Genomic DNA, 19,154 nt, shown 5'->3' with positions numbered 1-19,154 from the left:
GAGGACATCGATGCGCGCAAGCAGGCCGAAGCGCGCATCGCCGAAGCCGAGACGCGTTGGAATTTCGCGCTGACCAGCGCCGGACAAGGCGTCTGGAGCCTCGACATGCGCAAGGGCGGCACGACTTACTCCGAAACCTGGGTCAGAATGCTGGGCTATGACGATGGCGAGCTGGACGGCGACCCCGACCGCTGGCTGACGATGATCCACCCGGACGACCGCCAAATCGTCGCCGAGGCGGACCGGGCGCATCTTGACGGCGAGACGGCCTTCTTCGAGGCCGAGTTCCGGATGCGCCACAAGGACGGCCATTGGGTCTGGATCCTCGACCGCGGCAAGGCGATCGAACGCGACCGCGAGGGCCGGCTGATCCGGGCGATCGGCAGCTTGACCGATATCACGGAGCGCAAGGAGGCCGAAGAACGGCGCAAGGTCTCGGCGGCGATGCTCGCCGACGAAAAGGAGCGGCTCAGGGTGACGCTGCAGTCGATCGGCGACGCGGTGATCTGCACCGATGCCGCGAACCGCGTCACCTTCATGAATCCGGTCGCCGAAAAGCTCACCGGCATTGCCAGCGGCGAGGCGCTCGGCAAGGTGCTCGGCGATGTCTACTGGGCGGTCGACGAGGAAACCGGGCAGAGGATCGGCCTGACACGACCTTCGGCCGCCGACCGCCATCATTGCGATCAGAACGCCCGCGCCGTGCTCATCAGGCGCGACGACACGCGCTGCAGCATCCGCCAAATGGTGTCGCCGATTATGAACGACCACGACGAGTTCTGCGGGTTGGTCATCGTCTTCCAGGATTTCACCGACGCGCGCGCCCTGCAGCGCCAGCTCGCTTATGCCGCGGCCCATGACGCGCTGACCGGGCTCGCCAACCGCCCAAGCTTCATCCGCACGATGGAGGAGCTGGTCGATCGGTGCCGGTTGAATGGCGGCGAGCATCAGTTCATGTTCGTCGACCTCGACCACTTCAAGGCGGTCAACGACACTGGCGGCCACGCGGCGGGCGATGCGCTGCTGAAGCGCGTCGCCGACGCCATCCGCAACGTGCTCGGTCCGGAAGATATCGTCGCCCGTCTCGGCGGCGACGAGTTCGCGGTCATACTGAAATCGGGCGCGCCGGCGCGAGCGACGGTCGCGGCGCGTTGCATCATCGAAGCCATCCGCAACCTGGGCTTCAGCTGGGACGGTCGTCCGCATTCGATCGCCGCCAGCATCGGGCTTGCGCCGATCCGCGCCGGCTGCGGCGAGGTGGACGAGATCATCGCCCGCGCCGATGCCGCCTGCTATACCGCCAAGGCGGCCGGCCGCGGCTGCGTTTCGGCAGCACCCGATGAAGTTTCGAAGGACGAGGCAGAGCCCCTGCCGCTTGCCGCGGCATCCTGAACGCCGCGCAGTGAGCGTTCAGTCGTGGGGCTCAGCGCGTCGGCACCGGATGGTCGCCGCGATAGTCGTAGAAGCCGCGGCCGGTCTTGCGGCCGAGCCAGCCGGCCTCGACATATTTAACCAGCAGCGGGCAGGGGCGATACTTGGAATCCGATAGGCCCTCATGCAGCACCTGCATGATCGACAGGCAGGTGTCGAGACCGATGAAGTCGGCCAGCTGCAGCGGCCCCATCGGATGGTTGGCGCCGAGCCGCATGGCGGTGTCGATGGCGTCCACCGTGCCGACGCCCTCATAGAGCGTGTAGATCGCCTCGTTGATCATGGGCAACAGGATGCGGTTGACGATGAAGGCCGGGAAATCCTCCGAAACGGTTATCGTCTTGTCGAGCCGGTTCACGAAGGTCTTGGCGGCCTCGAACGTCTGGTCCTCGGTGGCGATGCCGCGCACCAGCTCGACCAGCTTCATCACCGGCACCGGGTTCATGAAATGTATGCCGATGAAGCGCTCAGGCCGGTCGGTCTGCGCCGCGAGCCGGGTGATCGAGATCGAGGAGGTGTTGGTCGCGAGAATCGCCTCCGGATTGAGCTGGGGGCAGAGCTGGGCGTAGATCTTGCGCTTGACCGTCTCATCCTCGGTCGCCGCCTCGATGACGAGGTCGGCGGCGGCTAGATCGGCCATGGCGGACGCCGATGAGATGCGCGCCATCGCCTCGTTGCGCGCCTTCTCCTCTAGCTTTCCCGAACCGACCTGGCGGGCCATGTTGCCGCTGATGGTGGCGATGCCCTTCTCGACCCGGTCGGACGAGATGTCGTGGATCAGGACCTTGTAGCCGGCCAACGCCGAGACGTGGGCGATACCGCCCCCCATTTGACCTGCGCCGACAATGCCGATCGTCTCGATCTTGCTCATTACCCCAATCCCGTCTGGAGCATTTCCGCTTCTGCGAGGCACGGAAGCGCTCCCTTCTCTTTGTTTCCCGCAATTCCGGACGCAAAGTGGCTCGGCACTTTCCTGGAATTGCCCTTTTTGTTTATCGCAATTCCGGAGGGAAAACCGCTACGGACTTTTCCTGGAATTGCGCAAGCCTTTACCGGCCTGCTTTTTGTGCAGTGCAAACTAAAAGGGCGGGGCGACTTCGTCTACCCCACCCTTCCGATTTTAATATGCCAGAGCAGAAAGCGTCAAAGCGCCTTTTGCAGTTCCGGCAGGATGACGAAGAGATCGCCGACGAGACCGTAGTCGGCAACCTGGAAGATCGGTGCTTCCTCGTCCTTGTTGATGGCGACGATGACCTTGGAATCCTTCATGCCGGCAAGATGCTGGATGGCGCCGGAGATGCCGACCGCAATGTAGAGATCGGGGGCGACCACCTTGCCGGTCTGGCCGACCTGCCAGTCGTTGGGCGCATAGCCAGCGTCGACGGCGGCGCGGGATGCGCCGACGGCAGCGCCGAGCTTGTCGGCGACCGGCAGGATGACCTCCTGGAACTTCTCCGAGGAGCCGAGTGCACGGCCACCCGAGATGATGATCTTGGCCGAAGTCAGCTCGGGACGGTCGTTCTCGGAGAGCTTGTTCTCGACGAAGGAGGAGAGGCCGGGATTGGCGGCGGCGTTCACCGTCTCGACCGAAGCCGAGCCGCCCTCGGGCGCTCCTTGGAAGGAGGCGGTGCGCACCGTGATCACCTTCTTGGCGTCGGTCGACTGCACGGTCTGGATGGCGTTGCCGGCATAGATCGGCCGCTTGAAGGTGTCGGGCGAGACCACCTCGATGATCTCCGAGACCTGCGCGACGTCGAGCAGGGCCGCCACGCGCGGCGCGACGTTCTTGCCCGCTGAGGTGGCGGGGGCGACGATCGCGTCATAGGAGCCGGCGAGCGAGACGACGAGCGCAGCCAGCGGCTCCGCCAGGCGCTCGGAGAGCTCGTCGGCCTCGGCCAGCAGGACTTTGCGAACACCCTTCAGCTTGGCGGCCGCGTCGCTTGCCGCCTTGGCGCCTTTACCGGCGACCAGCACATCGACATCCGAGCCGATCTGCAGGGCCGCCGCGAGCGCCTTGGCGGTCTGGTCGGAAAGGCTTGCGTTGTCGTGTTCGGCGATGAGGAGAATTGCCATTTTCCTGTTCCTTTCCTGACCGCTTAGAGCACGCCGGCTTCGTTCTTGAGCTTCTCGACCAGCTCGGCGACGCTCTTGACCTTGACGCCCGCCTTGCGGCCGCCGGGCTCCTCGGTCTTGATCACCCTCAGGCGCGGCTTGACGTCGGCGCCGTAGTCGGCCGGGCTCTTTTCGTCGAGCGGCTTCTTCTTGGCTTTCATGATGTTGGGCAGCGATGCATAGCGCGGCTGGTTCAAGCGAAGGTCGGCGGTCACGATCGCCGGCATTTTCAGCTCAACCGTCTGCAGGCCGCCGTCGACCTCACGCGTCACCTTGGCATGATCGCCGGCGAGCTCGATCCTGGAGGCGAAGGTGCCTTGCGCCCAGCCGAGCAGCGCCGCCAGCATCTGGCCGGTCTGATTGCTGTCGTCGTCGATCGCCTGCTTGCCAAGGATGACGAGGCCGGGCTTCTCGGCCTCGACGACGCCCTTCAACACCTTGGCGACACCCAGCGGCTCGGTCTGCTCGTCGGTCTTGACCAGGATGGCCCGGTCGGCGCCCATTGCGAGCGCGGTGCGCAGCGTCTCCTGCGCCTGCTGCGGGCCGATCGAGACGACGATGATCTCCTCGGCCTTGCCGGCTTCCTTGATCCGGATCGCTTCCTCGACCGCGATCTCGTCGAACGGGTTCATCGCCATCTTGACGTTGGCAAGCTCGACGCCCAGTCCGTCAGCCTTGACGCGGACCTTGACGTTCGCGTCCACAACCCGCTTCACGGGCACAAGGATCTTCATTTTCCTGTCACCTCTCCTGAGATAGTCGGGCGCGCTATAGCAGTGTGCGCCTTGTCAGAGTTGTCGAAAGCCGACATTCCGGGCGGAATTCTGGTCTCCAACGGCCAAGAAGCAGTTCCACCCCGATGTTTCGGTTGAGCATGATCGTTCCGAAAAGCGGTTCCCACTTTTCGGGATCATGCTCTGCGGTGGCGTTCCGTAGTGGCGGCAGTCCGGCGCGTCAATATGCACGTCGCACTCAAATCGGTTCAGTCTGGCGGCGACGCCGCGCCGCGGCCCCATCGAGGCGCCGTCTGTGCCGGTGCCTCGGGCGTTGGTCCGGGCTCGATCGGGAGAGGGACGTTCTGGACCTTCGGCGTCGGGTTCGGCTCGCCGTCTGCGCCGGCAAGCAGCGGCACGCCGCGGCTGCGCAACACCAGGACGAGAACGGCGCCGGCAATGATGCCGCCGATGTGGCAGGCCCAGGAAATCTGATCCTCTCCGCCGGCGGCAAACATCACGAGCTGGAACAGGATCCAAAGGACGAGCGGGATGAAGGCGGGGATGCGCAGGGGAATGCGCGCAAAGGCCAATACCCACACCTTAACTCTCGGATAGAGGATCAGATAGGCCGCAACCACGCCGGCGATGGCGCCGGAGGCGCCGATCAGCGGCACCTGGGAATCCCAGCCGACCAAACCTTGAAAGAAAGCGCCCGCCGCCGCGCAGGCGAGGTAGAAGATCAGGTAGCGGATATGGCCGAGCGCGTCCTCGACATTGTCGCCGAACACCCACAGGAACAGCATATTGCCGCCGAGATGAAAGATGTCGGCATGCAGGAAGGAATAGGTGAGATAGCTGAGGCTTTCGGGAATGACGACGAATTCGGGCGACAGCTCCACCTTGTCATGGACGACAGAGGGGATGAAGCCGAGGCCAAGCACTGCGGCATTGGTGAAGCTCTCGCCGCCAAGCGTGGTCGCGAGATAGACCAAGGCATTCGCGGCGATCAGGCCGATCGTCACATATTGCAGGCGGATGTGGCGGAGCCTGTTGGTGTCATAGAGCGGGATGAACATCGGACCCTCCCGCCATACCCGATTGTCAGCGGTTCTTGCCGGGAACCCATAGCACGTCGCCATTTCCGTTGTCATTGACCGCCCGCGCGGCGACGAACAGGAAGTCGGAGACGCGATTGATGTATTTCAGTGCTTCGCGGTTGACGTGCTCGGCCGGGTCCTGCGCCAGCGCCACCATGAGGCGTTCGGCGCGCCGTGTTACGGTGCGCGCAAGATGCAGGGCTGCCGCGGCAGGCGTGCCGCCGTTCAGCACGAAGGATTTCAGCGGCTGCAGGTCCTTGTTGAGAGCATCGATGTCCTTTTCGACGCGCCCGGTCTGCGCGGCGACGATGCGCAGCGGCTCGTAGTCGAGCGGTTTGCCGTCGTCCGGCACCGCAAGATCGGCGCCGAGGTCGAAAAGATCGTTCTGGATGCGGGAGAGCATGGCGTCGAGCGCCGGATGATCGGTTGCGGTGTGGACGCGCGCCATGCCGACGCAGGCATTTGCTTCGTCCACCGTGCCGTAGGCTTCGACGCGCAGATCTGACTTCAGGCGCCGCTCGCCGCTGCCCAGACCGGTAGTGCCGTCGTCGCCGGTACGGGTATAGATCTTGTTGAGCTTGACCACCTTCTCCTCCCCGGCCCGTTACTTGCGGGTGAAGTAGACGGTCAGCATGATCAGCACCAGAGCTATGAACTGCAGCAGTACGCGGGCCTGCATCAGCTTGTTGGAGGTGAAGCCTGAGCCGCCGCGCATCATGTTGACGAGGCCGCGGATCAGCACGACCACGACGGCAGCCATGACGACAATGGCGAGGATGTTGAAGACGGTTGCCATGGTGCTGGCTCCAGTTGGGTTTCGGTCAGGCCCGCCTGGCGAGCACGCGGTAGAGCATCGAGGCCGGCAGGATGCGCTTGAGCGCCACGCCGATTCTGGCCGGCACCGTTACCACATAATGCGGGTGCGGGCGCTGTGACAGAAGCGCGTGGCGCAAGGCGGCATGGACCACCTCAGGTCCGGGCTTCAGACGCGAGACGCTGCCGCCGGCCTTGAGCCCCGCGAGCTGCGCCTGGTAGTCGGCGCGGTGAACGGAGTTCTCGACGTCGATGTTCTTCAAGAACCATACCAGGCCGTTGCTGGCGATCTTCGAGGTCACCGGCCCCGGCTCGATCAACGAGACATGAATGCCGCTGCCTTCGAGCTCCTGGCGCAGGCAAAGCATCAGGCCTTCGACGGCATGTTTCGACGCCGAATAGGCGCCGCGAAAACGGACCGGGGCGAGCCCCAGGATCGAGGAGCAGTGGACGAGGCGACCGTGCCCCTGGCGGCGCATGACCGGCACGACGCGGCGGGTCAGGTCGTGCCAGCCGAAGAAATTGGCTTCGAACTGCTCGCGCAGCGCTTCGACCGGCAGGTCCTCGACGGCACCGGGTTGCGCGTAGGCGCCATTGTTGAACAGCGCGTCGAGCGTGCCGCCCGTGCGCTCCAGCACGGCCTCGGCCAGGGCGGCGATGGACTCAGGCTCGCGATAGTCGAGATAGAAGGCTTCGATGCCCTCCGTCTCGAGCGCGTCGATGTCGGCCGGTGTGCGGGCCGTGGCGAACACGCGCCAGCCTTCCGCCTTCAATGCCCGCGCGCAATAGGCGCCTATGCCGGAGGAGGTGCCGGTGACGATGATGCTGCGCAACTGTTCAGCGGTGGGCAACGTTGTGGGACCTGGGGTTGCCATTTGCCGCAATCCCTTCCCATATTCGCGGCGTCGACACAATCGAGCGGAGCGCGGGTCCTTGCTCAGGAATATCGTCGCGGTCAAGCGCGTGCTCTACGATGCGATCGGCCATTTCACCACCGACGATGGCTGGGCAATGGCCAGCCATCTGGCGATCACCTCGCTGATGGCACTGTTTCCGTTCCTGATCTTCGCAACGACGCTGGCCAGCTTTCTCGGCGCGCGCGCCTTCGCCGACACGGCCGTGCATCTGGTCTTCGACACCTGGCCGGAGCAGATTGCCAAGCCGATCGCGCGCGAGGTGCAGAATGTGCTCACCGTGCGGCGCAGCGACCTCCTGACCTACGGCGTGCTCTTAGCCGCCTACTTCGCCTCGAACGGCATCGAGGCGCTAAGGACCTCGCTCAACCGCGCCTATCGCGTTACCGAGACGCGCGGCATCATCCACCGCCGGGTGCAGAGCATCGTCTTCGTGCTGATCGCGACGGCCTGCTTTCTCGCCGTCAGCGTGCTTCTGGTGCTCGCGCCCCTGCTCGCGCGGCTGGCCGAGGCGCATCTGGAATGGATCAAGCCCTATATGGGCACGATCACCATATGGCGTTACGTGATCGCCTCGACGGTCATCGTCATCGGCCTGTTCGCGGTGCATATCTGGCTGCCGGCCGGCAAGCGCCGCTTCGTTTCCATCGTTCCGGGCATCGTCTTCACGCTGGTCGCGTGGCTGGCCGGCTCGACCATCTTCGCCACCTATCTCGACCATTTCTCGTCCTATGTGACGACCTATGCGGGGTTGGCCTCGATCATGATCGCGGTGGTGTTCCTCTACATCATCTCGGCCATTTTCATCCTTGGCGGCGAGCTCAATGCCGCGATCAGCCGCTATCTCGAGGCGCGCGCCCGCGTGGGTTGAGCTCTGTCCTGACGGGCGGTCGCGAGCCCGACGCCCAAAGTGGCGATCGCCATGCCGGCGATCTGCAGCAGAGTGAGCTCTTCGCCGAACAGAGCCCACGCGATGACGGCGGTTACGGCGGGCACAAGATAGAACAGCGATGCGACCTTCGACATCTCGCCGTCCCTGATCATCACCATCAACAGGAAGATGGCGCCGAGAGACAGCACCAGGACCAGCCATGCCATGGCAAAGATGAGCTCGCCGTTGACGGTGATGGTGCGCGTCTCGAAGGCGAGCGACCCCAGGATCGTGACGACCGAGCCGCCGACATACTGCCACATGGTCGCCGAGACGAGGTCGCCGCCGGAGGCGAAGCGCTTTTGCCAGATCGTACCAGCGGCCATGCCGAGCACCGAGACCAGCGAGGCCGTCAGCGTTGCCGCGGTAACGCCGCCGCCAATCATGCCGAGCTTCGGCCACAGCACGATGACGACGCCCAGAAGCCCGACGGCAAGGCCCGCCCAATGGCGCGGCAGGATCGCCTCGCCGAGAAATTTGCCGGCGAGCACCGCCGTGATCAGCGGCTGCAGGCCGACGATCAGCGCCGAAAGCCCGGCCGGCATGCCTCTGTGGATCGCCCAGAAGACGCCGCCCAGATAGACGCCGTGCATTAGGACGCCGGCCACCGTCGCATGAAGCGCCTCCTCGCGGGTGGCCCGTCGCGAGCCGATAAGGACGGTCAGTCCCGCAAACAGGATCGCCGCCAGCACGAAGCGGATGGCAAGGAAGGTGAACGGCTCCGCCCATGGCATTGCATAGCGCGCGCCGATGAAGCCAGTCGCCCACAGAACGACGAAAGAGGCGGGGATGAACCGCTTGATGCTGTGCATTGGAAGGAGGGCTCTGGCTGCGCGTGAAAAGTTGATGTCGGCAATTGCTCTAATGCCGATCAATTCGGCAAGCAAAACGAAACGGTTGATCCATAAGCTCATCCGAATTCAACAAACGGTGCCAAGAGGGGCATGGCGTTAAGGCACGCCATGAGCAGGCATGCTTTTGCATCTCGGGACGACATGGCTGCTGTTCGCGGTCGCCACCGTCGCGGTCTTCGGATTCTTCTTCGGCACCGCGCTCGATGCCATCATGAAGGATGACGGCTTCGGCTCGACCGGCAACACGCTGCTCTTCACGCTGGGCTTTTTCGTTGCGGTGATGATCGCCAACGAGCACGGCATCACCTTCCGGGATATCAAGCTAGCTGTGGCATGGGGATTGAGCGGCGCCTTCGTCTTCATCAGCGTGATGGCGCTGATCAAGGCCGGACTGGCTCGCTTGTAGTCAAAGCCCAACCAGCCGCATGACATCCTGCGGCGACACGCCTGCCTGCCTGAGTGCGGCAAGGCCGGTGTCCTTGAAACTCTTGGACAGCTTGCGGCCGTCTGAGCCGAGGATCAGCCGATGGTGGAAGTAGCGCGGTGCGGGCAGACCGAGCAGGTCCTGCAACAGGCGCTGCACGCTGGTCGCCGCGTAAAGGTCCTGACCACGCACGACATGGCTGACGCCCTGCAGCGCGTCGTCGACGACGACTGCGAGATGGTAGCTGGTCGGGATATCGCGGCGCGCCACGATGACGTCGCCCCAGGCCTGCGGCGTTGCGTCGACCGTGTGCGTCGCGGCCATAGCCTCGTCAGTGAACTCGACCCATGACAAGGCGCCCGGCACGCGTGCCATTGCTGCCTCGATGTCGAGCCGCCAGGCAAAAGGCGTGTTCTCGGCAATGCGCCGCCTGCGCTCCTTAGACGGAAGTGCCTTGTCGAGCGGCGGGTAAAGCGGCACGCCGTCGGGGTCGCGCGGCCAGTCGCGGCCGCGTTTCTCGGTCTCGGCAATGAAGGCGCGGATCTCGCCGCGGCTCATGAAGGCGGGATAGACGAGTTCCTCGGCGATCAGCCGGTCGAGCACGGCCCTGTATTCGGAAAAATGTTCGGACTGGCGCCGCACGGGCTCTTCCCATTCGAACCCCAGCCATTCCAGGTCGCGGAATATGCCGGCCTCGAATTCCGGCGTGCAGCGGATGACATCGATGTCCTCGATGCGCAGCAACAGCCGTCCTCCCGCCCGCGCCGCCATTTGCCGGTTCAGCAGGGCCGAATAGGCATGGCCGAGATGCAGCTCGCCATTGGGGCTCGGCGCGAAGCGGAATGTCAGGAGCGTCATGTCTCGGACGGCATTCGGGTTGAAAGGCGCTTCCGCCGGTTGATAGTTAGCATCAATTGCCACTTCATGAGCGCCCTGGGAACAAGCAAACGTGCAACGCATCGCCTCGCTCGACGACATTGCGGCAGGACTCGACGCGCTCTGCCTGCTCGATCCACGGCTGGAGAAGGTACGCGGCATGGCCGGCGAGGTGCCGCTGAGGCTCTCCGAGCCGGGATTCGGCAGCCTCGCGTCGATCATCGTCTCGCAGCAAGTGTCCCGCGCCAGCGCCGATGCCATTTTCGGCCGGCTGATCAGGCTGGTCGATCCGCTGACGCCGGAAGGCATCCTTTGCGCCGGCGAGGATATTTTCCGCGAGGCCGGCCTGTCGCGGCCGAAGCAGCGCGGGCTGATCGCCATCGCGCGAGCCGTGGCCGGCGGGCTTGACCTCCACCATCTCTGCTCGCTCGACGCCGACGAGGCGATCGCGGCAATGACGGCGGTGCCGGGCATCGGACCGTGGACGGCGGAGTGCTACCTGCTGTTCGCCGCCGGCCACCCCGATGTGTTTCCCGCGCGCGACGTCGCGCTGCAGACGGCGGTCGGCCATGCCCTGGGCATCGACCCTCGTCCGCCGGAGAAAACTCTGATTCGACTGGCCGAATCATGGAGCCCGTGGCGAGGGGTCGCGTCGCGGCTTTTCTGGGCCTACTATCGGGAATTGAAGGGCAGGGACGCGGCGCCACCTGTCGAGATGGCCGAAAAAGCATGAAAATCATGCGTTTTTGAACGTTTCGCCGAACGACAATCCGCTTCACATCCCTGTCATGTCGGGCTTACAGTATCCGTGGCGTTCGGTTTGGAACGAAGGAGGCCAACTACGTGACGGTTGCCGTATCTCCGGATGGGCTTCCCGCGCTGGTGCTGAATGCGGATTACCGTCCGCTCAGCTATTACCCCCTGTCGCTCTGGTCGTGGCAGGACGCCATCAAGGCTGTCTTCCTCGACCGGGTCAATATCGTCGCCGAATACGAACACGCCGTCTCCTCGCCGACCTTCTCGATGAAGCTGCCGAGCGTGGTGAGTCTGAAGGCCTATGTGAGGCCGTCGCGGCATCCCGCCTTCACCCGCTTCAACGTCTTTCTGCGCGACCGCTTCCAGTGCCAGTATTGCGGCACGACCGACGATCTCACCTTCGACCATGTCATCCCGCGCCATCGCGGCGGGGCGACGACCTGGGAGAACGTCGTGGCCGCCTGCTCGCCCTGCAATCTCAGGAAAGGCGGCATGATGCCGGCGCAGGCCAAGATGTGGCCGCTGCAAAAACCCTATCAGCCGACCGTGCACGATCTGCACAATAACGGCCGCCTGTTCCCGCCCAACCATCTGCATGAAAGCTGGATGGATTATCTCTACTGGGATGTCGAATTGGAGCCGTAGAGTTCGGCACAATCGACCGGCCATGCAACGACAAATTGCCGATCTTCGGCGTTGCCCTCATCCGGCTGGCGCCACCTTCTCTCCGTTTAGTTACGGGGAGAAGGAATTGTGCGCCGCGACGTCGCCCATTCTGCACGTCGATCATTGGCGAAGCCATTGATGACGGCCTCTTTTCTCCCCGTCACTACGGCTGTGTAGCTCAGTCGCGCGCGAGCGCGCAGCGTAAGGCGACGGCGGCCAGGATGAGGCTAGCGATGGCGTTCCAGCCGGCGAGCGACAGGCCGAGAATGCGAAGCGCGGCCTTGTCGCAGGAGGGCGGCACGAACTTGTCCAGCGCATCGAGCACGCCCTTGCCGCCGGTGTCGACCGGACCGGCGCTGGCCGTGCAGTCGGCGGGGCCAGGCCACCACGCCCACTCGACGCCCGAGTGGTAGACGCCGAGATAGAGGCCATAGAGCATCAACAGGCCACCGATCGCCAGCAGGCCGCGCGTCAACCAGGCCGGCGCGCGCAGCATTGAGGCAGCGGCCGCGACCAGCATCAGCGGCGCGCCGATATAATAGGGCGTGCGCTGCTCCAGGCACAGATGGCAGGGAATGTAGCCGCCGATATACTGGAAGGCGAGCGCCGAGCCGACCGTCGCCGCCATGGCGACGGCCAGGAACAGCGCGGCACGCGTCCGCTGGCGTCCAGTGTCGGCGGTCATGGTCGCTGTCATCGGTCGTGATCCGTTCGCTTGGCACCTAAAGCGCGTCGCGCAGAAATGAATTCAGGCGCCGCGCTTGAGTCTTGTTTCGATGCATGTCGTTCTCCCAAAACCGCTGCGCACTTTTGGCCGACATGCATTATCCGTGGGCGTATCTGACCGCGATATAGAGCAAAATAAGGGCAGCGGCGCCGGCGCTGACGATCATGCCCAGCCGTTTCTCGATGAACTCCCTGATCGACTCGCCGTAGCGGCGCAGCAGCCAGGCAAGCAGCAGAAAACGGGCGCCGCGCGCAACGATCGCCAGCCCGATGAACAGCAGGAGGTTGACGCCGATGACGCCCGACAGAATCGTCACGACCTTGATCGGCGGCAAATGCGCCGCGCCCGAGGTGATCAGCATCAGGACGATGAAGCCGACGCCGGATGAGGTGCGCAGCTGCTCGAACTCGTCATACTTGCCGTAGAATTCCAGAATCGGCTTGGCGACCGCCTCGTAGGCGTAGTGGCCGATGAACCAGCCGGCGACGCCGCCGAGCACCGAGGCCACCGTTGCTACCAGCGCGTAGCGATACGCGCGCTCCGGCTTGGACAGCGCCATCGGCAGATAGAGCACGTCGGCCGGCACCAGAAAGACCGAGCTTTCCACGAAGGCGATGAAGGCCAGCCACCATTCGGCCGATTTCCTTGCCGCCAGGGACATCGTCCAGTTGTAAAGTCCGCGAAGCATCGGCTCTCCTGAAAAGCGCGCAGTGGTTTTGGACACCGGGTGGCAGGAAGACAAGGTCCCAAAGCGCCGCATCCACCCTTTGGGATCCGAGGCGCTTCAACGCATCCCCTGTCTAGAAAGATTTTCCGCGCCGCACAATGGCGGCACCTTCACGAGACTGAAAGGCATGGCCGGGTGCAGAGCGCCTGCAAATCGGCAACAGGCCAGTTGACGAAAGCCTGTCCGCCCGTATAGTCCGCGCCCATCCAGGCTGCCCGGCCTGAGCCCCTATGGCGGAATTGGTAGACGCGCTCGACTCAAAATCGAGTTCCGCAAGGAGTGCTGGTTCGATCCCGGCTAGGGGCACCAATTGGTCTCTTCGACCATCAACTAGGCAGTTGCCGAAGTGACGGAGCTTCATGGGCTGGCCAACCGCTTCACAGGGCTAACGGCCGGTTACAAAGCATCACTGCGCCTGTACCTCTAAGGTTCGACGACGGAAGATCAGCCAGCCAAGGCTACACGCCAGTCCGACGTTCAGCAGCGCCAAGCCAGCGAGAGCTGCTAGAGTGCCGTGAGCGCCCACATGCTCCAACAATAGCGCTCCGACAGACGGCGCTGCTGCTTGAGCGATCAAGCTGGGCATGGCAAGTCGCCCCATCAGTCTCGCGTATCCCGACGGACCGAACAGAGCGAGCGGCAGCGTGCCTCGCGCTATCGTTTCGAGGCCGATGCCTGCACCGTAGAACGCCAGCGCCACAGGCACCACCGGAACCCCGGCCCAGAGCGCACCAATGCCGATGGCGACGAAGCTCACCGACGCGAACTTGGTCCAGATGGGATGATGGTAGCGGGCGATGATCATCTCGACGGCACGCGCCGACACCTGAGCGGGGCCGACCAGTGTCCCGAGCCCAACGGCAGCGGCGAGCGCCATGCCGCTGGCCTGCAAGATGGTGAGGAGATGAACCGACACAGTCGACGAAATGACCGCCGCCAAGGTCAGCGTGGCAGCCAGGACGACCATGATCGGAACTGAGGCCGGCTGAACTGGGGTGCCAACCTGCTCCTTTCCCGGCCGATCTGTGACGCTCGGCAGCGGTATCCCACGCGGCAACATTCCGAGATACAGAGGCAGGGCGAAGAACAACTGGACCGAAGCATAGACGAGGCATGTGCCGCGCCAGCCCGTCTCGCCCATCAGGAAGGCCGAGATCGGCCAACAGAACGTGCTGGCGAAGCCGCCGAACAGCGAAAGGGTTGTGATGGCCGAGCGCGCGCTATGCCCGTAGAGCCGGCCGAGGGTCGCGAAAGCGGCATCGTACAAGCCCGCCCCCATTCCAAGCCCAACAACGAGCCACGCTGCGATGTAGGCGGCAAGGTTCGGCGAGGCAGCGAGCCCGATCTGGCCGATGCCGATGCAGCCGGCGCTGAACGCAAGAACGTTCCGGCCGCCGTGGCGCTCAATGGACGAGCCGACGCGAGGTGAGATCAGTCCGGCGACGAGCAGGCCAAGCGACAATCCACCCACGACCCAAGGCAGCGGCCAGCCGGTGTCGGCGGCGACCTTTGGTGCAATCACCGCCGGCAGGTAATAGGTGGACCCCCAGGCCATGATTTGGGTCAGGCCGAGGACGGTGATGATCGTTCGGCGACTGCGTTCCATCGGGCGTGGTGCGATTAGGCTGCCACCCCGCACCCGCAGCCACCCTTGCCAGCGGCCTTCGCTTCAGCATCGGCGACACAACAGGCGGCAGCCTCTGAAGAAGCGGGACCACCACAGCATCCGCCAGCGGTCGCGCGTATGGTCGACTGGGGAACCGTGCAGACGCCGGTTTCGGGTAGCACCAGTTGCACCGCATCCGCAGCCGCCATGTCGCCAGCGAGGGCTGCCGCGACCGATCGCACCTGTTCATACCCGGTCAGCAGCAAGAAGGTCGGGGCGCGGCCGTAGCTCTTAACGCCGACAGTGTAGAAGTCGGGCTCGGGGTGGCTCAGTTCGCGATAACCGTGCGGGGGAACATCGCCGCAGGAGTGCTCGTTGGGGTCGATCAGAGGTCCCAGCGCCTTTACGCCCTCAAGCCATGGGTCGAGATCAAGCCTAAGCTCGCGCGTAAGGGACAGATCGGGCCGCTGGCCGGTCGCCGCGATGATGCGGTCGAAAGGCCCGAGAGTTTGTAGGCCATCCTTCGTCTGACCTTCGACTGTCAGGCGGCCGTTTGAGCTGCGGATGGCCAGCGTTGCGAACCCAGTGACGAGCTTTGTGCGCCCGCTCTCCGCAAGTTCGCGAACGTCAGAACCAAGCTCGCCACGGGCAGGCAGTTGATCCAAGTCTCCGCCGCTGTAAATGCGAACCAGATCGGTTCCGCGTGTCGCCCAGACAAAAGTGGTTCCCGGCTCAACCGCAGCCAGCCTATCGAGATCGAGCAGGGCATTGGCGGCCGAATGGCCCGAACCGACAACAAGCGTGGCGCGGCCGGCATAAAGGGTGCGGTCGCGGCCGAGAATGTCGGGAATGCCATAGGCGATCTTGTCTGCGAACTCCGCTTCGCCCTCCGCCGGGACACCACCGGCCCCAAGTGGATTTGGCGTCTGCCACGTGCCTGAGGCGTCAATGACGGCCCGTGCACTGTCGCGCCTGATGCCTTCCCCGGTTTCGACCACCAGCATGAACGGTCGCGCCTTTCGATCTTTGCTCAAGACCTTGTCTGCGCCCCAGCGGGAAACAGCAGTCACGCGCGCACTGGTTTCGATGGACGAGGAGAGTTCAGGGAGCCTTGCTAGCGGCTCAAGGTAGCGGGCAATCAGTTCATCAGCGGTGGGGAACGCCTCGGGCTTGGGCATCGTCCAGCCGCTCTCCTCAAGACGCTTTCGGGCCGCCTGATCAACACAGTAGCGCCAAGGCGTGAACACCCGGACATGGCCCCAGTCCTTGAGATTTGTGGCGATGCCAGCGCCGGCCTCATAGACCTTCACCGGGAGCCCCCTTTGGATGAGCTGGACGGCAGCCGCCAAGCCGACCGGGCCGGCTCCGATGACGGCGACAGGGAGGGCGTCAGGGTCATTCATTGACATTTTTTCCATCCTTCCGGGATCATCGAAATACGATGCAAAAAAGAGGCTATGCCGCCGCGTCGCTCTCCGTCGCGCCGCAAGCTGCGTCAGCACAGCACTCGTCAGCCAGGAAGCCGATCAAGTCGCGCATGATAGGATAGTTGGCCCGGCAGATGAGGGTCGTCGCCTGACGCTCCTGCGTCACGAGGCCGGTCAGAATGAGGCGATGCAGGTGATGGGACAGCGTCGAGGCCGCGATGCCAAGGGTGTCCTGCAAGTACCCCACCGGCCGGCCAGCTTCGCCGGCTCTGACCAGTGTGCGATAGAGCTTGAGCCGTGTCGGGTTGCCGATGGCTTCGAGCTGTTTTGCGGCTTGTTCGAGTTTCATGGAAATAGACTGCACCCTCCGCCGCTGCCGGTCAACTCTATTTCGACAATGATCGAAATAAGGTCAGACGAATTCCAAGTGCATCGGCAGGGAGTCGTCGCGGAAGGGCAGCGGACATGGTGCCAAGGCTCCATGGGATTGAGGTCGTCAGCATTTGCAGGTCACCGACACCCTACCGCATATTCCCCGTATGCCCCTGCGAGTAGCGCCCCGGCTGCGGCCACACCGTCAGGCCGTGCGGCTCGACGCCGACGCGGATCTTCGTCACGGCGCCCGACGTCGTGTCGATCATATAGACCTCGCTGTCGAACCGGCCGGAGAGCCAGAGCTGCTTGCCGTCGGCGCCGACATTGCCCATGTCGGGGCTGCCGCCGCCGGGGATCGGCCATTGGGCGACGACCGAGCGGGTCGCGAAGTCGATCACCGTCACGCTGCCAGGCCCGTCGGCACGGCCCTGTTCCATTTTGTGCGAGCCGCGGTTCGAGACATAGAGCCGCTTGCCGTCGCGGCTGACGACGAAGCCGTGCGCGCCAATGCCCGTTGGAATGAAGCCAATCTCCTTGAAGCTGTCGCCGTCGATCAGGAAGACGCCGTCATTCATCATGTCGGCGACGTAGAAGACCTTGCCGTCGGGCGAGAGCCTTATGTCCTGCGGCATGCCCATCTTCGACAGGTCGAGATGGCCGAGCACCTTGCGGTTCTTCAGGTCGATCTTGGCCAGTCCGCCGTCGCCATACTCGCAAGTGAAGATCGCATAGGAATTGTCGGCCGCGAAATCGGCATGGTTGATGCCGGGGCAGGCCGGCGTCGGGATGACGGCTTGCAGCGCCATGGTCCGCGGATCGCGCAGATCGAGCCGCCTCAAGGCCTCGTCAACGATGATGGCGGCGCTGCCGTCCGGCATGAAATACATGTTGTAAGGATCGTCGACCGGCACCTGCTTGCCGGGCTTTCCGGTCGCCGGGTCGATCGGCGTCAGGCTGCCGTTCTTGCCGGTGCCGTTATTGGCCACCCAAAGCGTCTTCAGGTCCCAGGAAGGAACGACGTGCTGCGGCTTGCTGCCGACCGCAAACCTGTCGACCTCCTTCAGCGTCGCCGGGTCGATGACGGAAACGCTGTTCGAGGAACGGTTGGGCACATAGACGCGCGGCAACGCAGCTGCCGCGGCTGGAGCCATATGGCCGGCGGTGGTGTGGCTGTAGATGTCGACGGGCGCAGGCTCGGAGCAATCCTCGGGGCAGGACTCGGCGAAGGCTCGCGCCGGGAGCATGGCGAGCAGGACAAGCGGCGCACAGAGGCGGGCGAAGCGCAGGAAGGTTTCGAACATCTGGATGCTGTGTGAAGAGGCAGGCCGGATCCGGCCGCCGGATGCCATAGCCGGTGTGCGGCCTTTCATCTAGCGCCTTTTCAAGAGGCTCCGCATGCGATTGCGCAGGAGCCGCGCCATGTTGCGGGTCTCGCGGTAGAGATGGAGCTGCGAGGCCGCCTGGCGGGCCGGCCGGTCGGCGTCGGGCGTCAGGCCGACCACCAGCGTGCCCATCGGCTTGCGCTCCGTCCACAGGCGACTCATCACCGGATGGTCGGGCACCGCGCAGGAATCGGTCATGGCGACATTAGGATCATCGAGATGCTGCTTGGTCACCTCGATCATCAGCAGTGTGCCCGGCGAATAGGCCGAGAGCGTCTCGTCATACGCCGTCTTCCAGGTGTAGGCGACGCCCGCTTCGACGAAGACGACGAGAGAAGCGATCGTGCGGCCGTCGAGCGTCAGTGTGTGGATGCGGCACATGTCGTGCTCGGCGAGCCTGTGCACCGCCTCGCGGGCGAAGGCGGCGCGGTAGCGGTCGATCGCCATGGCCGTGCGCTCGCGGCCCTTCCAGCCGGCCGCCTCCAGTGTCAGGAAGCTTTCAATGGCGTGGCGGATCTCGTCCGGTCCGCGCGCCACCACATGGTCCAGCTTGCCAAGGCCGGCGAGGCGCCGCTTGAGCCGGCGGAATTCGCGATAGTGATGCGCGCGCAGCGAGGCCTTGAGGTAGTCGTCGCCGTCGGCATCGCTTTCCAGCACCGGGCGCTCGGCCTTGCCGGTGACGACCAGGGTCAGGCCGCGGCTGTCGGCAAAGGAGGTGAGCAGGCTCGCCACCGGGCCGTCCAGCTTGATGTCGGGCAGCACGAAGACCTTCGGCAATTTGAGATGCGGCCTGGACAGCATCGAGAAGAAATCCTCGATGACGCCGACCGGATCGTCACGATCGACCAGCGGCGTGCCGAGCGGGCCGAACGGGCTCGACCATGTGCGCATGACCGGGACGCCGAGCGGAATTGCGGGGCGCTCGACCGAGAACGGCACAAGGAGCCGCAGCCGGTTGCGGAACTCGTCGCCGTCGCGGATCACCGCCAGCCGCACTTCGCGGTCCTCGAGCCTCGGCATGGCCGGCGCCAGGAAGCGCGGGTTGAAGAAGACGTTGGGCTCGATCGCGCGGGCGCTAAGATAGTCGAGCTCCTCGACCAGGTCGAAGCCGGCCGAGGCGGGATAGATCGCGAGCTTGCGCTCCGGCCGGTTGTTGGCGAACAGCTCGATATGGGCGGGATCGGCCTCCCTGACGAGGCCGGCAAGGCCCGACACCATGGCGCCGGCGGGCCCGCCGCTGGTCTCTTCAAGCAGCGGAATGGCGGCCATCAGGCGACTTCCTTATTTGCGGGCAAGAAGATCGCCATGACGATGCCGAGC

The 19,154-nt window shown here is 64.4% G+C and carries 21 protein-coding genes and 1 tRNA gene; 6 read left to right on the top strand and 16 right to left on the bottom strand.

All coding sequences use genetic code 11. The annotated features are described in order from the left end of the window. Positions 1 to 1,392, top strand: a 1,392-nt coding sequence (locus tag EOA75_RS11695) for a diguanylate cyclase (protein ID WP_127324291.1), incomplete at its 5' end; no start/stop codon positions are given. 31 nt (positions 1,393 to 1,423) lie between these two features. On the opposite strand, the gene EOA75_RS11690 is transcribed toward EOA75_RS11695, so the two are convergent. The 7 genes from EOA75_RS11690 to EOA75_RS11660 all read right to left on the bottom strand — a co-directional run bounded on the left by EOA75_RS11690 (position 1,424) and on the right by EOA75_RS11660 (position 7,044). Next, entirely contained in the window at positions 1,424 to 2,302 is an 879-nt protein-coding gene (locus tag EOA75_RS11690) for a 3-hydroxybutyryl-CoA dehydrogenase (protein ID WP_067319090.1), read from the bottom strand. Between the two features lie 272 nt (positions 2,303 to 2,574). Next, on the bottom strand, positions 2,575 to 3,504 hold the full coding sequence (locus tag EOA75_RS11685) for an electron transfer flavoprotein subunit alpha/FixB family protein (RefSeq protein WP_066990179.1): 930 nt from the start codon (positions 3,502 to 3,504) through the stop codon (positions 2,575 to 2,577). Positions 3,505 to 3,527: 23 nt separating this feature from the next. Next, positions 3,528 to 4,277: an electron transfer flavoprotein subunit beta/FixA family protein gene (locus EOA75_RS11680; protein WP_067319088.1), complete on the bottom strand. Its 750-nt coding sequence runs from the start codon at positions 4,275 to 4,277 to the stop codon at positions 3,528 to 3,530. A 248-nt stretch (positions 4,278 to 4,525) separates the two neighbouring features. Beyond that, positions 4,526 to 5,335 carry a rhomboid family intramembrane serine protease gene (locus EOA75_RS11675; RefSeq protein ID WP_127324290.1) on the bottom strand — a complete coding sequence of 270 codons (810 nt, stop codon included), beginning with the start codon at positions 5,333 to 5,335 and terminating at the stop codon, positions 4,526 to 4,528. Positions 5,336 to 5,360: 25 nt separating this feature from the next. Further along, on the bottom strand, positions 5,361 to 5,942 hold the full coding sequence (locus EOA75_RS11670) for a cob(I)yrinic acid a,c-diamide adenosyltransferase (RefSeq protein WP_127324289.1): 582 nt from the start codon (positions 5,940 to 5,942) through the stop codon (positions 5,361 to 5,363). Between the two features lie 18 nt (positions 5,943 to 5,960). Then, the gene (locus tag EOA75_RS11665; RefSeq protein ID WP_066990167.1) at positions 5,961 to 6,152 is read right to left on the bottom strand and encodes a twin transmembrane helix small protein; all 192 of its coding nucleotides are present in this window, start codon (positions 6,150 to 6,152) and stop codon (positions 5,961 to 5,963) included. Between the two features lie 25 nt (positions 6,153 to 6,177). Beyond that, positions 6,178 to 7,044 (bottom strand): SDR family oxidoreductase, encoded by an 867-nt coding sequence (locus EOA75_RS11660; protein WP_127324288.1) that lies wholly within the window; start codon positions 7,042 to 7,044, stop codon positions 6,178 to 6,180. 58 nt (positions 7,045 to 7,102) lie between these two features. Here EOA75_RS11660 and EOA75_RS11655 point away from each other — a divergent pair, with 58 nt between their 5' ends. Next, positions 7,103 to 7,954: a YihY/virulence factor BrkB family protein gene (locus EOA75_RS11655; protein WP_066990164.1), complete on the top strand. Its 852-nt coding sequence runs from the start codon at positions 7,103 to 7,105 to the stop codon at positions 7,952 to 7,954. Here EOA75_RS11655 and EOA75_RS11650 read toward each other — a convergent pair. Next, positions 7,924 to 8,826 carry a DMT family transporter gene (locus tag EOA75_RS11650; protein WP_067319647.1) on the bottom strand — a complete coding sequence of 301 codons (903 nt, stop codon included), beginning with the start codon at positions 8,824 to 8,826 and terminating at the stop codon, positions 7,924 to 7,926. The two genes, EOA75_RS11655 and EOA75_RS11650, sit on opposite strands and share 31 nt — an antisense overlap. Before the next feature lie 160 nt (positions 8,827 to 8,986). Here EOA75_RS11650 and EOA75_RS11645 point away from each other — a divergent pair, with 160 nt between their 5' ends. Beyond that, positions 8,987 to 9,274, top strand: coding sequence for a hypothetical protein (locus EOA75_RS11645; RefSeq protein WP_066990158.1), 288 nt, complete (start codon positions 8,987 to 8,989; stop codon positions 9,272 to 9,274). On the opposite strand, the gene gluQRS is transcribed toward EOA75_RS11645, so the two are convergent. After that, positions 9,275 to 10,150 carry a tRNA glutamyl-Q(34) synthetase GluQRS gene (gluQRS, locus tag EOA75_RS11640; protein WP_127216533.1) on the bottom strand — a complete coding sequence of 292 codons (876 nt, stop codon included), beginning with the start codon at positions 10,148 to 10,150 and terminating at the stop codon, positions 9,275 to 9,277. A 91-nt stretch (positions 10,151 to 10,241) separates the two neighbouring features. Here gluQRS and EOA75_RS11635 point away from each other — a divergent pair, with 91 nt between their 5' ends. Both EOA75_RS11635 and EOA75_RS11630 read left to right on the top strand, forming a co-directional pair. After that, positions 10,242 to 10,901 (top strand): DNA-3-methyladenine glycosylase, encoded by a 660-nt coding sequence (locus tag EOA75_RS11635; RefSeq protein ID WP_095779366.1) that lies wholly within the window; start codon positions 10,242 to 10,244, stop codon positions 10,899 to 10,901. A 110-nt stretch (positions 10,902 to 11,011) separates the two neighbouring features. After that, positions 11,012 to 11,569 (top strand): HNH endonuclease, encoded by a 558-nt coding sequence (locus EOA75_RS11630; protein ID WP_066990153.1) that lies wholly within the window; start codon positions 11,012 to 11,014, stop codon positions 11,567 to 11,569. A 199-nt stretch (positions 11,570 to 11,768) separates the two neighbouring features. Here the strand turns inward: EOA75_RS11630 and EOA75_RS11625 are convergent, their stop codons facing one another. After that, positions 11,769 to 12,287, bottom strand: a complete 519-nt coding sequence (locus tag EOA75_RS11625; protein WP_066990150.1) for a disulfide bond formation protein B — start codon at positions 12,285 to 12,287, stop codon at positions 11,769 to 11,771. A gap of 127 nt (positions 12,288 to 12,414) precedes the next feature. Then, entirely contained in the window at positions 12,415 to 13,005 is a 591-nt protein-coding gene (locus EOA75_RS11620) for a YqaA family protein (protein WP_127216534.1), read from the bottom strand. Positions 13,006 to 13,268: 263 nt separating this feature from the next. On the opposite strand from EOA75_RS11620, the gene EOA75_RS11615 reads away from it, so the two are divergent. Next, positions 13,269 to 13,353, top strand: a tRNA-Leu gene (locus EOA75_RS11615). Between the two features lie 97 nt (positions 13,354 to 13,450). On the opposite strand, the gene EOA75_RS11610 is transcribed toward EOA75_RS11615, so the two are convergent. The 5 genes from EOA75_RS11610 to EOA75_RS11590 form a co-directional block, all read right to left on the bottom strand. Beyond that, complete coding sequence (locus EOA75_RS11610) at positions 13,451 to 14,650, bottom strand: MFS transporter (RefSeq protein ID WP_127324287.1); 1,200 nt, start codon at positions 14,648 to 14,650, stop codon at positions 13,451 to 13,453. Positions 14,651 to 14,664: 14 nt separating this feature from the next. Next, complete coding sequence (locus EOA75_RS11605; protein WP_127324286.1) at positions 14,665 to 16,053, bottom strand: NAD(P)-binding protein; 1,389 nt, start codon at positions 16,051 to 16,053, stop codon at positions 14,665 to 14,667. Between the two features lie 52 nt (positions 16,054 to 16,105). Continuing rightward, positions 16,106 to 16,426 carry a metalloregulator ArsR/SmtB family transcription factor gene (locus tag EOA75_RS11600; protein ID WP_066990141.1) on the bottom strand — a complete coding sequence of 107 codons (321 nt, stop codon included), beginning with the start codon at positions 16,424 to 16,426 and terminating at the stop codon, positions 16,106 to 16,108. Between the two features lie 172 nt (positions 16,427 to 16,598). Continuing rightward, entirely contained in the window at positions 16,599 to 17,753 is a 1,155-nt protein-coding gene (locus EOA75_RS11595) for a YncE family protein (protein WP_095799985.1), read from the bottom strand. Between the two features lie 69 nt (positions 17,754 to 17,822). After that, positions 17,823 to 19,103, bottom strand: a complete 1,281-nt coding sequence (locus EOA75_RS11590) for a GNAT family N-acetyltransferase (protein WP_095799922.1) — start codon at positions 19,101 to 19,103, stop codon at positions 17,823 to 17,825. Positions 19,104 to 19,154: the final 51 nt, after the last annotated feature.

This window comes from Mesorhizobium sp. M1A.F.Ca.IN.022.07.1.1, from assembly GCF_003997575.1.
In the GTDB taxonomy this organism is placed as follows: domain Bacteria; phylum Pseudomonadota; class Alphaproteobacteria; order Rhizobiales; family Rhizobiaceae; genus Mesorhizobium.
The sequence above is the reverse complement of the archived record's forward strand: the minus strand, read 5'-3'. Positions and strand labels throughout refer to the sequence as shown.

Bases quoted from the DNA above. Each gene is read 5' to 3' on its own strand.
- EOA75_RS11690 (WP_067319090.1), bottom strand. From the start codon at position 2,302: ATGAGCAAGATCGAGACGATCGGCATTGTCGGCGCAGGTCAAATGGGG.
- EOA75_RS11685 (WP_066990179.1), bottom strand. From the start codon at position 3,504: ATGGCAATTCTCCTCATCGCCGAACACGACAACGCAAGCCTTTCCGAC.
- EOA75_RS11680 (WP_067319088.1), bottom strand. From the start codon at position 4,277: ATGAAGATCCTTGTGCCCGTGAAGCGGGTTGTGGACGCGAACGTCAAG.
- EOA75_RS11675 (WP_127324290.1), bottom strand. From the start codon at position 5,335: ATGTTCATCCCGCTCTATGACACCAACAGGCTCCGCCACATCCGCCTG.
- EOA75_RS11665 (WP_066990167.1), bottom strand. From the start codon at position 6,152: ATGGCAACCGTCTTCAACATCCTCGCCATTGTCGTCATGGCTGCCGTC.
- EOA75_RS11660 (WP_127324288.1), bottom strand. From the start codon at position 7,044: ATGGCAACCCCAGGTCCCACAACGTTGCCCACCGCTGAACAGTTGCGC.
- EOA75_RS11650 (WP_067319647.1), bottom strand. From the start codon at position 8,826: ATGCACAGCATCAAGCGGTTCATCCCCGCCTCTTTCGTCGTTCTGTGG.
- EOA75_RS11645 (WP_066990158.1), top strand. From the start codon at position 8,987: ATGCTTTTGCATCTCGGGACGACATGGCTGCTGTTCGCGGTCGCCACC.
- gluQRS (WP_127216533.1), bottom strand. From the start codon at position 10,150: ATGACGCTCCTGACATTCCGCTTCGCGCCGAGCCCCAATGGCGAGCTG.
- EOA75_RS11625 (WP_066990150.1), bottom strand. From the start codon at position 12,287: ATGACAGCGACCATGACCGCCGACACTGGACGCCAGCGGACGCGTGCC.
- EOA75_RS11620 (WP_127216534.1), bottom strand. From the start codon at position 13,005: ATGCTTCGCGGACTTTACAACTGGACGATGTCCCTGGCGGCAAGGAAA.
- EOA75_RS11610 (WP_127324287.1), bottom strand. From the start codon at position 14,650: ATGGAACGCAGTCGCCGAACGATCATCACCGTCCTCGGCCTGACCCAA.
- EOA75_RS11605 (WP_127324286.1), bottom strand. From the start codon at position 16,053: ATGAATGACCCTGACGCCCTCCCTGTCGCCGTCATCGGAGCCGGCCCG.
- EOA75_RS11600 (WP_066990141.1), bottom strand. From the start codon at position 16,426: ATGAAACTCGAACAAGCCGCAAAACAGCTCGAAGCCATCGGCAACCCG.
- EOA75_RS11595 (WP_095799985.1), bottom strand. From the start codon at position 17,753: ATGTTCGAAACCTTCCTGCGCTTCGCCCGCCTCTGTGCGCCGCTTGTC.
- EOA75_RS11590 (WP_095799922.1), bottom strand. From the start codon at position 19,103: ATGGCCGCCATTCCGCTGCTTGAAGAGACCAGCGGCGGGCCCGCCGGC.